This is a genomic window from Micromonospora sagamiensis (genome assembly GCF_014680085.1).
Lineage (GTDB): Bacteria > Actinomycetota > Actinomycetes > Mycobacteriales > Micromonosporaceae > Micromonospora > Micromonospora inyonensis.
Genome location: NZ_AP023438.1, coordinates 2,249,087 through 2,263,168, shown reverse-complemented (window position 1 = coordinate 2,263,168; position 14,082 = coordinate 2,249,087). Strand labels below are relative to the sequence as shown.

Annotated in this window: 15 protein-coding genes; 9 read left to right on the top strand and 6 right to left on the bottom strand. The window is 74.1% G+C overall.

What is annotated here, in order from left to right:
- Window positions 1-297, bottom strand: a complete 297-nt coding sequence (locus IGA62_RS09555) for a hypothetical protein (RefSeq protein WP_232624936.1) — start codon at window positions 295-297, stop codon at window positions 1-3.
- Between the two features lie 135 nt (window positions 298-432).
- Between IGA62_RS09555 and IGA62_RS09550 the strand changes: the two genes are divergently transcribed.
- Window positions 433-1,353 carry a proline dehydrogenase family protein gene (locus IGA62_RS09550; RefSeq protein WP_145815361.1) on the top strand — a complete coding sequence of 307 codons (921 nt, stop codon included), beginning with the start codon at window positions 433-435 and terminating at the stop codon, window positions 1,351-1,353.
- Window positions 1,354-1,669: 316 nt separating this feature from the next.
- On the opposite strand, the gene IGA62_RS09545 is transcribed toward IGA62_RS09550, so the two are convergent.
- Window positions 1,670-2,011 (bottom strand): PadR family transcriptional regulator, encoded by a 342-nt coding sequence (locus IGA62_RS09545; protein ID WP_145815362.1) that lies wholly within the window; start codon window positions 2,009-2,011, stop codon window positions 1,670-1,672.
- A gap of 64 nt (window positions 2,012-2,075) precedes the next feature.
- On the opposite strand from IGA62_RS09545, the gene IGA62_RS09540 reads away from it, so the two are divergent.
- From IGA62_RS09540 to IGA62_RS09515, 6 genes are all read left to right on the top strand, one after another.
- The gene (locus tag IGA62_RS09540) at window positions 2,076-3,380 is read left to right on the top strand and encodes a hypothetical protein (RefSeq protein WP_232624935.1); all 1,305 of its coding nucleotides are present in this window, start codon (window positions 2,076-2,078) and stop codon (window positions 3,378-3,380) included.
- 367 nt (window positions 3,381-3,747) lie between these two features.
- Window positions 3,748-3,957 (top strand): helix-turn-helix domain-containing protein, encoded by a 210-nt coding sequence (locus IGA62_RS09535; RefSeq protein ID WP_088981934.1) that lies wholly within the window; start codon window positions 3,748-3,750, stop codon window positions 3,955-3,957.
- A gap of 286 nt (window positions 3,958-4,243) precedes the next feature.
- Window positions 4,244-4,345: a 30S ribosomal protein bS22 gene (locus tag IGA62_RS09530; RefSeq protein ID WP_007465623.1), complete on the top strand. Its 102-nt coding sequence runs from the start codon at window positions 4,244-4,246 to the stop codon at window positions 4,343-4,345.
- A 121-nt stretch (window positions 4,346-4,466) separates the two neighbouring features.
- The gene (locus IGA62_RS09525) at window positions 4,467-5,537 is read left to right on the top strand and encodes an NAD-dependent epimerase/dehydratase family protein (RefSeq protein WP_145815363.1); all 1,071 of its coding nucleotides are present in this window, start codon (window positions 4,467-4,469) and stop codon (window positions 5,535-5,537) included.
- Between the two features lie 68 nt (window positions 5,538-5,605).
- Window positions 5,606-6,511, top strand: a complete 906-nt coding sequence (locus IGA62_RS09520) for a lysophospholipid acyltransferase family protein (RefSeq protein ID WP_145821699.1) — start codon at window positions 5,606-5,608, stop codon at window positions 6,509-6,511.
- A 102-nt stretch (window positions 6,512-6,613) separates the two neighbouring features.
- On the top strand, window positions 6,614-7,567 hold the full coding sequence (locus IGA62_RS09515; RefSeq protein WP_145815364.1) for a hypothetical protein: 954 nt from the start codon (window positions 6,614-6,616) through the stop codon (window positions 7,565-7,567).
- A 5-nt stretch (window positions 7,568-7,572) separates the two neighbouring features.
- On the opposite strand, the gene IGA62_RS09510 is transcribed toward IGA62_RS09515, so the two are convergent.
- The 4 genes from IGA62_RS09510 to IGA62_RS09495 all read right to left on the bottom strand — a co-directional run bounded on the left by IGA62_RS09510 (window position 7,573) and on the right by IGA62_RS09495 (window position 11,756).
- Window positions 7,573-8,718, bottom strand: a complete 1,146-nt coding sequence (locus IGA62_RS09510) for a hypothetical protein (protein ID WP_145815365.1) — start codon at window positions 8,716-8,718, stop codon at window positions 7,573-7,575.
- A complete protein-coding gene (locus IGA62_RS09505) occupies window positions 8,715-9,590 on the bottom strand; it encodes an HAD family hydrolase (protein WP_145815366.1) in 876 nt (291 codons plus the stop codon). The genes IGA62_RS09510 and IGA62_RS09505 overlap by 4 nt, the downstream gene beginning before the upstream one ends.
- A gap of 155 nt (window positions 9,591-9,745) precedes the next feature.
- The gene (locus IGA62_RS09500) at window positions 9,746-10,639 is read right to left on the bottom strand and encodes a DUF5667 domain-containing protein (protein ID WP_145815367.1); all 894 of its coding nucleotides are present in this window, start codon (window positions 10,637-10,639) and stop codon (window positions 9,746-9,748) included.
- 205 nt (window positions 10,640-10,844) lie between these two features.
- Entirely contained in the window at window positions 10,845-11,756 is a 912-nt protein-coding gene (locus tag IGA62_RS09495; RefSeq protein WP_145815368.1) for a sigma-70 family RNA polymerase sigma factor, read from the bottom strand.
- Between the two features lie 412 nt (window positions 11,757-12,168).
- Between IGA62_RS09495 and IGA62_RS09490 the strand changes: the two genes are divergently transcribed.
- Window positions 12,169-13,827 carry an AMP-binding protein gene (locus tag IGA62_RS09490; RefSeq protein ID WP_377464336.1) on the top strand — a complete coding sequence of 553 codons (1,659 nt, stop codon included), beginning with the start codon at window positions 12,169-12,171 and terminating at the stop codon, window positions 13,825-13,827.
- A complete protein-coding gene (locus tag IGA62_RS09485; protein WP_091452281.1) occupies window positions 13,817-14,071 on the top strand; it encodes a glutaredoxin family protein in 255 nt (84 codons plus the stop codon). Before IGA62_RS09490 ends, IGA62_RS09485 begins: the two co-directional genes overlap by 11 nt.
- Window positions 14,072-14,082: the final 11 nt, after the last annotated feature.

Here is a 14,082-nt window from a genome sequence, read left to right as displayed (position 1 = left end):
TCAGCCGCCGCAGTCGGCCAGGTGGGTGCCGAAGCCGCCGCGTTCCGGGACGGCGCCCGCGACCGGCTCCGGGGCGGTCGCTCCGGTGGCCGGGGCGGGCTTCTGGAGGGCCAGCGCCACGGTGCCGCCTCCGCCGCTCGGGCCGAGGGCGCAGTCGTCATCGTCGTCGTCCGAGGTCATGTTGCACCCGGAGAGGGCCAGCGCGAGCACGGTGAGCGTGCCGAGTTGCACGGTGGCCGACCGGAGCCGGCGAGGGGAGCGGTTTTCCACCCGTTCGTTGTAGCCGATGGCCGCCACCGCGTCGTCACCCGGTCGTGCAGAGGATCGGCCCTGGTCATCGCTTTTCCAAGGGCGTTTTCAGGGCAAAGCAGACCACCGGCCGAGGTGGCCGCTGCCGGGCGCGGCTTCCGGTCCGGGCGTTACGCTCGGCTCATGCTCCGTTCGGTCATCCTCGCCGCCGCCCGGTCATCCCGGGTCGAGCGGCTCGTCGAGACGGCTCCCTACACCCGGGACGTCGTCCGCCGGTTCGTCGCCGGCGCCGGTACCGACGACGCGTTGCGCGTGACCCGGGGGCTCGTCGCCGACGGCCTCACGGTCACCCTCGACTACCTGGGCGAGGACACCGTCAACCCCGAGCAGGCCAGCGCCACCCGGGACGGGTACCTCACCCTGCTGGGGGCGCTGCGCGACGGCGGGCTCACCCCGGCCGCCGAGGTGAGCGTGAAGCTCTCCGCTCTCGGCCAGAAGTTCGACGAGCAGCTCGCCTACGACCACGCGCGGGCCATCTGCGTCGCCGCCGACGAGGCGGGCACCACGGTCACCCTGGACATGGAGGACCACACCACCACCGACTCGACGCTGGACGTCCTGTCCAAGCTCCGCAAGGACCACCCCGGCACCGGGGCGGTGCTCCAGGCGTACCTGCGGCGGACCGAGGCCGACTGCCGGGACCTGGCCACCGCCGGTTCCCGGGTCCGGCTCTGCAAGGGCGCGTACCGGGAGCCGGAGTCGGTGGCGTACCAGTCGGCCCGGGACGTGGACCGCTCCTACGTGCGCTGCATGAACGTGCTGATGTCCGGCGACGGCTACCCGATGCTCGCCACCCACGACCCCCGCCTGATCGGGATCGGGGAGGACCGGGCGCGCTGGTTCGACCGGGGGCCGGGCAGCTTCGAGTTCCAGATGCTCTACGGCATCCGGCCCGAGGAGCAGACCCGGCTGGTGTCCGCCGGGCACACCGTCCGGACGTACGTGCCCTACGGCGACCAGTGGTACGGCTACCTCATGCGGCGGCTCGCCGAGCGTCCGGCCAACCTCGCCTTCTTCGGTCGCGCCCTGCTCTCCCGGAAGTGACCGGGTCGGCGGGCGTGGCGCGGGCCGGCGGAGACCCATCGTCCGCCGGCCCGCGACCCACCGGGCGCCCGGTGGGGCCCGGGTAGGGGCGCCCGCCCGACCCACCGCCCCCGTTCTCCGGCGGGTCGACGGGCCGGGCGACCGGCAGGGTCCGAAGGCCGACCGGCCGGGACCCGGCCGACGTGTCCGGCCGGCGAGCGCTCCCTGGAAACCTACCTAGCTAGACATTGACCGGTCTAGTTATTAGCTTTTCTTTCGCGTGCTGCCAATGTGGCCCGGTGGCTCTTGACCGGAGCCCGGCACCCCGGTCGTACGGCTAGAAGCCGGGATTCGGGTGCAGGGCGGGCGGGGTCGCATCGGCGTGCGCGTCACCCGACGGGCCGGCGACGGCCGCGCGGGCCACCCGTACCCCGTCGGGGGTGAGCCGGTAGTACCGGCGGCGCGGCCGGCCCTGGGCCTCGTGCGCGGCCGGGTCCTCCCAGAAGCTCTCCACCCAGCCGGCCAGCTCCAACCGGGCCAGGATCGGGTGCAGTGTGCCGGTCTTCAGCCTTGTCTGGCGGGCGATGTCCCGGCCGTACCGGGGCTGGTCCGGCGCGGCGAGGAGCAGCCGCAGCACCTCGACCGTCTGCGGGGTGAGCCGGGGGCCGGTGGGAGCCATGACCGGAGTCTAGGTAAGTCGGAGGCCCTGACCAGCCGGCGCAAACGGCAGTCCGGACAGCCGAATGGCGTACTCTCCCGCCGTGGAGGACGAGCGGCACGGGTTGCGGCGGAGGCGGCGCGGGCTCCTCTGGGCAGCCGTCGCCGTGGTGGCCGTGGCGCTGGGCTGCCTCCTGCCTGCGGCGTTGGTGGCGGCGGTGGTCCGGGAGACGGCGGACCGGTCGGCCGACGAGAAGATGCCGCGTCCCGGCGGTCCGGCGAGCGGTCCGGTCGCCCGGCTGGCCGCCGCGATCGACACCCAGCTCGAGCGGCAGTCCGGGGCACTGCTGCGCGGCGACCGGGACGGGTTCCTCGCGGTCGCCGAACCGGCCGCACGGGGCGACCTCACCCGACGGTTCGCCTCCCTGCGCGCGTTGCGGATCGCGGTCTGGTGGGCCGAGCCGAGCGGCCAGCCGGCCCCGGCGCCCGGCCAGCCGGGCCAGTGGCGGCAACTGGTCACCTACCGGTACTGCCTGGTCGTGCCCGACTGCACCCCCAGCCCGGTGTTGGCCGCCACCCGGTGGCGGGAGGCACCCGACGGGCCCCGCCTGGTCGCCGTCGAGCCCTCCGTGTCCGCCGAGACCGGTACCCGGCCATGGGAGGTCAGCGAGCTGGTCACCGCCGTCGGCCCGCGCACGGTGGTGGCCACCACCGTCGGCCTGCGGGCCCGTCTGCCCGGGTTGCTCGCCGAGGCCGAGGCGGCCGCGGCGGTCGCCGACGGGTACGCCGTGGACGGCATCCGGCCGGACCGGTACCGGATCTTCTACGCCGGCCGGGACGAGTGGCGGCGCTGGTACGGCGGGGGCCGGCCGGCGTGGACCGGCGGGTACGTGGTGACCGTGGGCGGCGGGCACCACGAGGTGGTGCTGAACGCGGACGCGTTGCGGACGGGCGGCGTCGCCGACCTGCTCCGCCACGAGTTGACCCACGCCGCCTCGCTGCCCGCCGGGGGCTGGTCCGGCCGGCACGCCTGGTGGCTGGTGGAGGGGATGGCCGAGCTGGCCGGCGTGGGTGGCCGTCCGGTGGGCCGGTACGCCGGGCTGGACGACGTCCGGCGGCTGCTGGTCGGGGGCGGCTGGGACGGCCGGCTCGACACGCTCGCGCCCGCCGACGACGCCCCCGCCGACCGGGTCGCGGCCAGTTACGGCGTCGGTTACCTGGCGGTCCGGTACCTGGTGGACCGGTACGGCGGTCAGCGTCTGCTGGATTTCTTCGCGGCGGTGGTGCACGACCGCCGGCCGGTGGCGGAGGCTGCCCGCAAGGTGTACGGGGAGCCGTGGTCGGAGCTGCACGACGAGTGCGTCGCGCGGGTGCGGGCCGTGGCCGCCTGACCGGTTGCCCGCGCCGTCGGCGCATCCGGCCCCAGCTCACCGCAGGGGTGGCCGGTCATGATCGACCGCCGTCCGGGCCACCGGCCGGGTCTGAGACACTGTGCACGCTCCCAGTGCGGAGCCCCGGACCGTGTCCGCAAGCGGCCCGGGGCGCCCGCCCGGTGGCCCCGGTGGCGCCACCGGAGCCACCGGGCGCCTTCCGCCGCAGCTCACCAGGGACGGAAGCGGGCTCCGCGCAAGATCAAATGCGCGAAGGGATCGCGCCGGTCACAGCCGTCCCGTTACCGTACTGGTAACACGCGCGTTGCCCTGGTGGCGGGACGAACCCGTCGCAGGCCGCGCTGGGCATGGGATGGGTCGGTGAGCCATGGCCGGGTCGCAGTCCGACGGACGGCTGTCGGAGGTCAAGTTCCTCACCGTCGCCGAGGTGGCGGCGGTCATGCGGGTGTCGAAGATGACGGTCTACCGGCTCGTGCACAGCGGTGAGCTGACCGCCGTGCGGGTCGGACGGTCGTTCCGGGTGCCCGAACACGCGGTGCACGAGTACCTGCGTGGAGCGTTCTCCGAGACGGCCTGACGGTCGGCGGCGGGAGCCGCGGCGGCCCGACGGTCGTCCGCCGGAAGCCGTACGACGACGCGGGCCGCAGCGACGTCCGGCGCTTCCCGGAGCGCGTGGTGACGGCCATCGACGGGGGCGCGTTGGTCCTGCTGATGGTCTCCGGCTACCCTGGATCCGACCGTGACCACCCGGCGGTGCGCCGCGATGCCCACCCACCAGGTCCGGTCCGTTGTCCGCAAGCGGTACCAGCACCATCTCGTGGTGCCTCCGGTCCGCCCCGCACGTTGTATCGAAAGGCTGTCGTATGGGCTCGGTGGTCAAGAAGCGCCGCAAGCGCATGGCTAAGAAGAAGCACCGCAAGCTGCTGCGCAAGACCCGCGTCCAGCGTCGCCGTCTCGGCAAGTGACCGGTGCCGGGCGTGACCCGGCACCGGCACCACTTGCCATCTGTCGACCCTCGGAGGCTCAGGTGAGAAGGCCGTGGACGTCTCGGCTCGCTGATCCGGCCTGCCGGGCAGGGTGCGCGACATGACCCCCGGTGGCACCTCAGGTGCTCCGGGGGTCGTCGTCGTGACCGGGGTTAGCCGCTACCTCGGCGCACACGTGGCCGCCCGGCTCGCCGCCGACCCCCGGATCGAACGGGTGATCGGCGTCGACCCGCCCGGTGCGGCGGAGCCGGCCGACCTGCTCGACCGGGTCGAGCGGGTGCGCGTCGACGCCGGCTCGGTCGGCGACCTCCTGGTCGACCTGGAGGTCGACGCGGTGGTCCACCTCGCGCTGGTCAGCGCCCCCGACCGGCAGCAGGGCGGCCGGGCGGCGATGAAGGAACAGAACGTCATCGGCACCATGCAGCTCCTCGCCGCCTGTCAGCGGGCGTCCCGGCTGCGCAAGGTCGTCGTCCGGTCGTCGACCGCCGCCTACGGGGTCTCCTTCCGCGATCCGGCCGTCTTCACCGAGGAGACCGAGCCGCGCGAGGTACCGCGCGGCGGGTTCGGCCGCGACATCCTGGACATCGAGGGGTACGTCCGCGGCTTCCGCCGTCGCCGCCCCGACGTCACCGCGACCGTGCTGCGCTTCGCGCCGTTCATCGGCTCCACCGCCGACACCACGCTGACCCGGTACTTCCGTCAGCCGGTCGTCCCCACCGTCCTCGGCCGGGACCCCCGCTTGCAGTTCCTCCACTTCGACGACGCGCTGGAGGTGCTGCACCGCTCGATCGTCGAGGACCATCCCGGCACCTACAACGTCGCCGGTCCGGGCGTGCTCTCGCTCTCGCAGGCGATCCGCCGGGCCGGTCGGCTCGAGGTGCCGGTGCTGGAACCCGGGCTCTCCGGGGCGGTCGCGCTCGCCCGTACCCTCGGGTACGGCCGACTCGGCCTCGACCAGGTCGACCTCTTCGTGCACGGCCGGGTGGTCGACACCAGCCGGCTCGTCGAGGAGTACGGCTTCACCCCGCGTTCCACCGCCGCCGCCTTCGACGACTTCCTCCGTGCCCACCACGGTGGTGTCGTGGTGACCCGTGACCAGCTCGCCGCCGCCGAGCAGGCCGTCCTCGCCGGCATCCGGCAGGTCCGTGCGGCCGTGCGGGAGCAGTCGTGAGCCGGCCCGACGAGACCGAGCGGGACGTGCCGTTGGGACGGCCGTTCCAGCCGCCGGACGCCACCGACCTGACCCGACCCGCCCGGCGCAACGGCCACCACCCGGATCCCCCGGCCGTGCCGGGCCGCCCGCTCGACCAGTGGGACCGCCGGGTGGCCCAGGGCCTGGCCTTCCTGCGCCGCCGGCTCTCCGGCGACTACGAGATCGACGAGTTCGGCTTCGACCCGGATCTCACCGAGGCGGTCTTCCACCCGCTGCTGCGTGTGCTCTACCGGGACTGGTTCCGCACCGAGGTCACCGGGCTGGAGCACGTGCCCGTCGACGGGGCCGGCCTGGTGGTCGGCAACCACTCCGGCACCGTCGCGCTGGACGCGTTGATCCTCTCCGCGGCCCTGCACGACCAGCATCCCGAGCGCCGGTTCCTCCGGCTGCTCGGCGCGGACCTGGTCTTCCGGATGCCGGTCGTCTCCGAGGTGGCCCGCAAGTCCGGCGGTACGGTCGCCTGCAATCCGGACGCCGAGCGGCTGCTGCGCAACGGTGAGCTGGTCGGCGTCTTCCCGGAGGGGTTCAAGGGCATCGGCAAGCTCTACTCCGACCGGTACAAGCTGCAACGCTTCGGGCGGGGCGGCTTCGTCTCGGCGGCGCTGCGCACCGGCACGCCGATCGTCCCGGTGGCCATCGTCGGCGCCGAGGAGACCTACCCGATGCTGGCCGACCTCAAGCCGCTCGCGCGCCTGCTCAAGCTTCCCTACTTCCCGGTCACCCCGACCTTCCCCTGGCTCGGGCCGCTGGGCCTGGTGCCGCTGCCGAGCAAGTGGATGATCCAGTTCTGCCCGCCGATCCCCACCGCGCACCTGACCGACTCGGCCGACGACCCGCTGGTCGTGTTCAACCTCGCCGACCAGGTCCGGGAGACCATCCAGCAGACCCTGCACCAGCTCCTGGAACGCCGTCCCGACCCGTTCGGCCCCTGACCCCGCCAGCGCTCCGGCCTGCGCCCGCGTCGACAGATCACGCGGTCCACATCGATCGGCTACGCTACGTCAGGCTGGTCGACGGTGGAGGGACGTGGCGGAATGGACAACCGACGGAGAGTCACCTGGCGGCACCTTTCGGCAGCGCTGGTCGCACTGGTCCTGGGGGCGGTTCTCCTGCCGGCACCCGCGCAGGCCGTCGACTACCCGGGCGGGCGACGCATCTACAGCGTCGCGCTCGGAGCCATTCCCGCCCATGGTGCGCCCGCCACCGGTCCGGTCTGGGTCCGGCTGGCCACCTACTACTTCTTCGGCGACGGCACGGTCACCGAGAGCTTCTTCTACTGGAACCGGGCCACCGCCGTCGGGGCCGCCGGCACGGGCGTCCGGACGACCGGCTGCACCGGCCACGACTGCGAGGTGCGTACGGCCGCCGGGTTCCAGCCCGGTGCCACCGTGAAGTCCCTCGCCGGTACGTACACCAACTCCGGTGACACCGTCACCATCACCTGGAGCGGGAGCGTCCAGGAGACCTGGCGGGTCAGCCAGCCCGCCAGCGACCTGGCCCGGCTCGACTTCGTCAGCTCCAACTACGGGGTCACCGTCGGCTGGGGCTTCGGCAGTTCCGCCTCGAACGACGCGTACACGCCGGTCAGCAACATCCCGCTGGCCCAGTACACCGGCCGGTACGCCGGCTACAGCGGAAGCACCGGTGCCGCCGGCCCCAGCGGGATGGACCTCCGGTCGTTCGCCCGGTGCAACGGGAACTGCCTGAGCTGGCTCAGCCCCCCGACCGCCACCTGCTCGTCCTGCCCGAACGGCGCGACCTCCTCCCCGATCCGCTACTACCTCGCGGGATCGGGCCGGCGGAACTTCTACGAGCACTGGTGCACCTGCCTGACGTCGAGCACCTGCTACACGGGCGGGTCGCACCGCAAGCCGCAGCTCCAGGTGATCGGCGACAACGGGACGTTCCACGGGTGGGTCGGCGTGGAGGCGTCCAACTCCACGGCGAACACCGGCTACTTCGCGGTGCACTTCCACGTGAACGTCTGACCCGCTCAGGTCAGGGTGCGCAGGTCCAGGGTGTGCCAGCCGGTCGCCTCACGCCCGCCACCGGACCACCAGAGCACGTCGCCCCGGCAGAGCACCAGACCCACCCCGTCGGCCACCACCAGCGTCCGCCGCCGGGTGACGTCGTACAGCCGCAACTGCGATCCACCGCCGGGGGCACCCGCCGGGTCGGTGCGCAGGAGGACCTCGAACCGGTCCCGCACCGCCACGTCGACCAATGCGGCATGGGTGTCCCCACCGGCCACCCGGTGCCGGTCCCGGCCGTCCGGGCGGAACAGGTCCAGCCGGCCCGCCCCCGTCCCGACCGGCACCAGCGCCCGGCACCAGACCGGGCCGCAGCTGAGCAGCTCCTCCGGGCCGGCGGGCACCGTGTGTTCCGTACCGTCGACGAGGTGGCGCAGCCGCACCGGGCCGATGCCGCCGGTCGCCGCGCTCACCAGCCACGGCCACGCCGACAGCGTCCAGGCTCCCGGCTCGGTCCGCACCGCGACCCGGCCTCCGGCCAACGGCACCGAGCGCACCTCGGTCGCCGGAGCAGTGCCGGGGGCCGCCGCGACCCAGTGCAGCCGATCCGAGTCGATCACCAGGTCGTGCCGGGAGTTGAAGAAGAGGACGTCGCCGCCGTCCGTGGTCACCCGCCGGGCCGGCCGGTCCGACCCCGGCTCCACCGTCCACAGCTCGGTACGCCCCCGGCCGTCCGGGCCGGTGGTGGTCTCCGCCCACGCCACGACCGCGCCGGAGCTGGTGAACCCGGCGTACTGCGGGCTCCCGGACTCGGGCAGCCGGCGCAGTTGACGGACCGCGCCGTCGGCGGACCGCCGCAGCAGGCGCAGGTGACGTCCGTCGGGGCTGGGCGCGGTGCCGATCGAGGTGGCCGGGTCGAGGAACCAGACCGGGCTGTACGCCGTACCGTCGGCGAGCCGGGCCGGCAGGTCCCGTCGTACCGCCCGGGGCCACTCCTGCTCCACCCGGGCGGGCGGCGGTGCCGGTTCGGCGGGTGGGGGACCGGCCTGCGGCAGCGTGACCAGCACGGTGCCGGCGGCGATCGCCACGGCGAGCCCGGCCAGCCCGGGACGGTACCGCCGGGCCGGGCCGGGCAGCCGTACCGCCGCCGGCCACCGGCGCCGGGTCAACGGAGTTGCCGCCGACGGTGCAGGGCCACCCCGGCGCTGACCGCCCCGGCCAGCAGCCCGGCGGCGGCCGTCGACGGTACGGCGATCCGGGCCGCCCGGCGGCCGGTACGGAAGTCCCGGACCTCCCAGCCCCGCTCCCGGGCGGTACGCAGCAGCACCCCGTCCGGGTTGACCGCGACCGCCCGGCCGACCGCCGAGAGCATCGGCAGGTCGTTGGCGGAGTCGCTGTAGGCGACACAGCGCGACAGGGTCAGCCCCTCCACGGCCGCGAGCTGGGTGACCGCCTCGGCCTTGGCCGCACCGTGCATCAGGTCGCCGACCAGCCGCCCGGTGTACGCACCGTCGACGATCTCGGCGACCGTGCCGATCGCCCCGGTCAGGCCGAGCCGGGCGGCGATCACCCGGCCGATCTCCACCGGCGCGGCACTGACCAGCCAGACCCGCATTCCCTCGTCGAGGTGGCGCAGGGCCAGCTTGCGGGTGCCGGCCCAGATCCGTGGGGCCATCAGCTCGTCGAAGATCTCCTCGGTGAGCCGTTCGACGTCGTCCACCCGCCAGCCCTCGACGAACGCGAGGGCGGCCTCCTTGGCGTGCGTCATGTCCCCGGCGTGCTCGGTCGCGAGCAGCCGGAACCGGAGCTGCCGCCAGGCGAACCGGGCCAGGTCGCCGGCGGTGAAGTACTTCCGGGCGGCGAGCCCCCGGGCGAACCAGTAGATCGAGGCGCCCTGCATCATCGTGTTGTCGACGTCGAAGAAGGCCGCGGCGGTCGGGTCGGGTTCGGGGCGGCCGGGTGGCTCCAGCTCGGTGGGGGCCCAACCCGCGGTGTGCCCGTGGGCGTCCGTACTGACGGTCACCTTTCGGCTCCGGGCCACGCAGGTACTCCCTCCGCTCGACGCGCCGGCCGGCGCGGTGTGCGGCGGACCGGTCCGGCACGACGCCCCGCCGCGAGCGGCACGACGTCTGCCACCCGCGAGACTAGCCAAGGAGGATCGCGGCTGGCGGGCGCTGCGGTGTACCGGGGCGCCGGTCAGCGGTCGGTCGGGCAGGAGCCGGCGGTCGGGCCGAGCGCGTCGGTCGTCCCCGTCTGCGGGGCGCCGCAGGTCAGGGCCGCCCGCAGCGCGTCGGAACGCTGTTCCGCCGCGTCGAGCAGGGTCAGGGACCGCCGGGTCCGGTCCCGTTCGGCGCGGGACGCCCCGTCCAGCAGGGCGGCCACCGCCCGGCGCTGCCCGGTGACGAAGGTGTCGACGGCGTCCAGGCCGGCGGCGTCGGTGCGCTGCACCGCCGTGCTGGTCAGCAGTTGCACACCCTGGCGGGTGTCCTCGTCCATGTCGTCGAGGATCGCCTCGAAAGCCGCCCGGTCACCCCGCACCTCGCTCGCCTCGGCGAGTCGGGTCCGGGCGAAGTCCAGGAAGAGCTGCCCCCGGCCCAGGTCCGAACTGGCCAGGGCGAGCTGGGCCCGTTCGGTGGAACGTTTCATGCCGTACAGGGCGTCGCCGGGGATGGCGTTCTCGCTCGCCGCCGAGATGCCCGAGACGGCCACGGCACCGACGGCGACCCCGACCAGGATGGCACCCCGGGCGCGGGCCCGGCGGGCGGTGACCGGGGGCACGAGCGGACCGCGCGGGGACGGCCCGGCGGCCGTCCGCCGACCGGCCGGTCCGGCCCCGGCCGTCGGGGCGGCCGTGGTGCCGACGCCCTCACGTTCCACGGTGGCCACCAGCATCGCCCGTAGCCCGGTACGGAAATCCGCGTCCACCTCGACCGGCGGGGCCGCGGCACCGAGCTGTCGGCCGAGACCGACCAGGTCGCCCAGGTGGTCGTCGACCCGGGAACGTACGTGGTGCCGGCGGCCGCCGTTGGCCTCGTCGAGCAGTTGTGCGAAACGCTCGGCCCGCCGACGGGAGAAGAGGTTGCTGTCCACCGCAGGCACTCCTCTCACTGGTCACGGTCGTCCGGCCGGTGTGGTCCCAACTGGGAGCCTGCCGAGGCGAACACCGGTCGCACCGGGAGAAACGGTCGGTACCGGGCGGTGGTTACGGGGCCGGGGCGCCCAGTATGGAGAGGAGTGATGGTCATCACTATCTTCCGGAGGGTGTGAACCCGCCGGTGCAGACGTGGCGGCCGGGCTAGGGCTGGAAGCCGTCCGGCAGCAGGCGGGCCAGGGCGCGTACCGCGCGGTACTGGAGGGCCTTGATCGCACCCTCGTTCTTGCCCATCGCCTTCGCCGTCTCCGCGACCGAGAACCCCTGGAGGAACCGGAGCACGATGCACTCCTGCTGCTCCGGGTTGAGCTGCTTGACGGCGGTCAGCAGGGCCACGTTGGTGATGTGCTCGACCACGGCCGCCTCCGGGCTCCCCTCGGGGCCCCGGTCCTCGCGGTCGGCGTCCATGACGTCGCCGGTGGTCACCTCCAGCCGGTACCGGCCGGACTTGAAGTGGTCGGCGACCAGGTTCCGGGCGATCGTCACCAGCCAGGCGCCGAGATCCCGCCCCTGCCAGGTGAAGCTGCCGATCCGCTTGAGTGCCCGCAGGAACGTGTCGGAGGTGAGGTCCTCGGCGAGCTGGCGGTTGCCGACCCGGAAGTAGACGAACCGGAAGACGGTGTCGACGTACCGGTCGTAGAGCAGGCCGAACGCCTCCGGCTCGCCGGCCTTGGCCCGCTCCACCAGCGACCAGACCTCGGTCGCCGGATCGGACGGGTCCGGACGGCTCGGCGGGGCGGCCGGCGGCTCGGGCGGCGCGGCGGCGGCCGGGACCGCTGGCATGACCGCGGTCTCGGCGGCGGCCGGGTCCGCCTCGTCGCCGGGCCGGCGGCCCTGTGCCGGCATGCTCGGCCGGGCCGGCACGGCGACCCGGCCCCCGGTCGACTTCGCGTTGCCGCCGGAGGGTGCCGGGCGGGAGGGTGGTTCGTTCGGGTGGGGCCGGTTGCGCGTCCGTCTGGCGGTTCCGTCGTCGCCCTCCCCGAGACCCCACGTGTCGTCGAGGCGGCGCAGCGGGGCCAGTCCCGTCGGTTGCTCGGCGTAACCGAACGTGGTCACCGGGCCTCCCTCCCGCCGGGGGGCACCGTCCGTCCGGCCCGCTGTGGGGTCGGCGAGGCGTTTTCGCCTCCGGTTCGGACGGTCGGTGCTGGTCGGGGGGCCGTCGGCTGACGGCGGACCCCGGTGGGGTGCTGGTCCAATACGGTCACAGGCACGGCGGCCTCCTCGGGCTGAGGGGTGTCGACTCACGGCAAATGGGGTGAGTCGACCCGAGTGATGATAGGGCCAACGTCACCCATGTGTGGCAAGTCCGTTACACAGAGCCGAAGTATTTCCCGCCTCGTCACACCGGTGTCGGACCCGTTGTGCGTTGGCGCCGGTTGACTTTCGTCCAGGAAGGTGGTTAGCGAGAAACCGCTGGTAGCTGGCCTGCCGTCGGCGTGGCGCACCCCGGTCGCCGGCCAACCGATCGATGGGCATGGTCTGCCACCCGCCCACTGTGCCAGACTCAGCGACCGTGCAGCAGCAGACAGCGGGCAGCTCCGTGCCGAACCTCGCCGACCGGGTACGCCGGGCGGCCGACCGTCGTCCCGACCGGGCCGCGCTGCACTGGCGCGACCAGACCCTGACCTGGTCCGAACTGGACGCGGCGGTGGACGGGGTGGCCCGGGCGCTCACCCGGGCCGTTCCGGCGACCGATCCGGCCTCCGGCCAGCCGCCGGCCCGGGTCGCCCTCGCCCTGCCCAACTCCCCGGAATTCGTGCTCGGCTATCTCGGCGCGCTCCGCGCGGGGCTGGTCGCCGTGCCGCTCAACCCCGGGCTCACCGGCCCCGAACTGCGTCACGTGCTGGCCGACTCCGGTGCCACCGTGCTGGTCGGCACCTCGGCCGTGGTCGAGCTGGTCGCCGGGATCGCGGCGGAACTGCCCGCCCTCACCGCCGTGCACACCACCCTGCCGACCGAGGCGACCGGGCCGGTGGCGTCCACCCGGGGCGGGGACGACCTCGCCGTCCTGCTCTACACCTCCGGCACGGAGGGTCGACCCAAGGGGGCCATGCTGTCGCACCGCGCGCTGGCCGCCAACCACGAGCAGGTCGACCGGCTCACCCCGCCGGTGGTCGGGCCGGACGACACGGTGCTGCTGGCCCTGCCGCTGTTCCACGCGTACGGGCTGAACACCGGGCTCGGGTCGGTCGTGCACCACGGGGCGACCGGTGTGCTCGTCGACGAGTTCACCACCGTCGGGGCGCTGGACGAGATCGCCCGGCACCGGGTGAGCGTGCTGGTCGGCGTACCGTCGATGTTCCAGGCGTGGGCGGAGGCGGGCGAGGCGGTCGCGACGGCGATGGCGTCGGTCCGGGCCGCGGTCTGTGGCGCGGCGCCGCTGGAGCCGGCGGTCGCGGCGCGCTTCGCGGCGGTCGCCGATCGGCCGGTGCACGTCGGGTACGGCCTCACCGAGACCGCCCCGGTGCTCACCTCCACCCTGGTCGGCGGGGCGCCGAAGCCCGGCTCGATCGGGCGGGCGCTGCCCGGTGTCGGGCTGCGCCTGGTCGCGCCGGACGGGACGGACCTGTGGCGTGACGGCGTGTCCCCGCCGGAGGAGGACGCCGACGAGATGGACCTCGACGTCTCCTCGCCCGGCACCGACCCGGGCCAGATCGTGGTCCGGGGCGAGAACCTCTTCGCCGGCTACTGGCCGGACGGACGCGGCGGACCGGATCCGGACGGCTGGTGGGCCACCGGGGACGTCGCCTACGCCGACGCCGACGGCGACCTCTTCCTGGTGGACCGCCTGCGCGAGGTGATCCTGGTCAACGGCTTCAACGTGTACCCGCACGAGGTGGAACTGGTGCTCCAGGCCCACCCGGCGGTGGCGGAGTCGGCGGTGCTGGGCGTGCCGCACCCGCGTACCGGCGAGACCGTCCGGGCGTACGTGGTGCCGAGGGCGGCCGGTACGGTGGATGCCGGGGAGCTGCTCACCCACTGTGCCCGGCACCTGGCCCGGTTCAAGTGCCCGACGTCGGTCGAGTTCGTCGACGCGTTGCCGCACTCGGCGATCGGCAAGGTGCGCAAGACCCTGCTCCGGCCGTCCGCCGCCGGTGACGCCCACGGAGGTTCCGATGTCCACTGACGCCCGGCTCACTCTGATCACCCGACCGGGCTGCCACCTCTGCGACGACGCCCGTGAGGCGCTCGCCCGGGTGGTCGGGGTCACCGGTGACCGGTGGACCGAACGCGACGTCACCGGGGACCTGGAACTGGAGCGTGAGTACGGCGACCGGCTGCCGGTGGTGCTCCTCGACGGCCGGGAGCACGGCTACTGGCGGGTCGAGGAGGAGCGGCTGCTGCGCGACCTCACCACCGGTCGGCTCTGACCGCCGCCGGG

Bases quoted from the DNA above. Each gene is read 5' to 3' on its own strand.
- IGA62_RS09550 (WP_145815361.1), top strand. From the start codon at position 433: ATGCTCCGTTCGGTCATCCTCGCCGCCGCCCGGTCATCCCGGGTCGAG.
- IGA62_RS09545 (WP_145815362.1), bottom strand. From the start codon at position 2,011: ATGGCTCCCACCGGCCCCCGGCTCACCCCGCAGACGGTCGAGGTGCTG.
- IGA62_RS09540 (WP_232624935.1), top strand. From the start codon at position 2,076: ATGGCGTACTCTCCCGCCGTGGAGGACGAGCGGCACGGGTTGCGGCGG.
- IGA62_RS09535 (WP_088981934.1), top strand. From the start codon at position 3,748: ATGGCCGGGTCGCAGTCCGACGGACGGCTGTCGGAGGTCAAGTTCCTC.
- IGA62_RS09530 (WP_007465623.1), top strand. From the start codon at position 4,244: ATGGGCTCGGTGGTCAAGAAGCGCCGCAAGCGCATGGCTAAGAAGAAG.
- IGA62_RS09525 (WP_145815363.1), top strand. From the start codon at position 4,467: ATGACCCCCGGTGGCACCTCAGGTGCTCCGGGGGTCGTCGTCGTGACC.
- IGA62_RS09515 (WP_145815364.1), top strand. From the start codon at position 6,614: ATGGACAACCGACGGAGAGTCACCTGGCGGCACCTTTCGGCAGCGCTG.
- IGA62_RS09490 (WP_377464336.1), top strand. From the start codon at position 12,169: ATGGGCATGGTCTGCCACCCGCCCACTGTGCCAGACTCAGCGACCGTG.
- IGA62_RS09485 (WP_091452281.1), top strand. From the start codon at position 13,817: ATGTCCACTGACGCCCGGCTCACTCTGATCACCCGACCGGGCTGCCAC.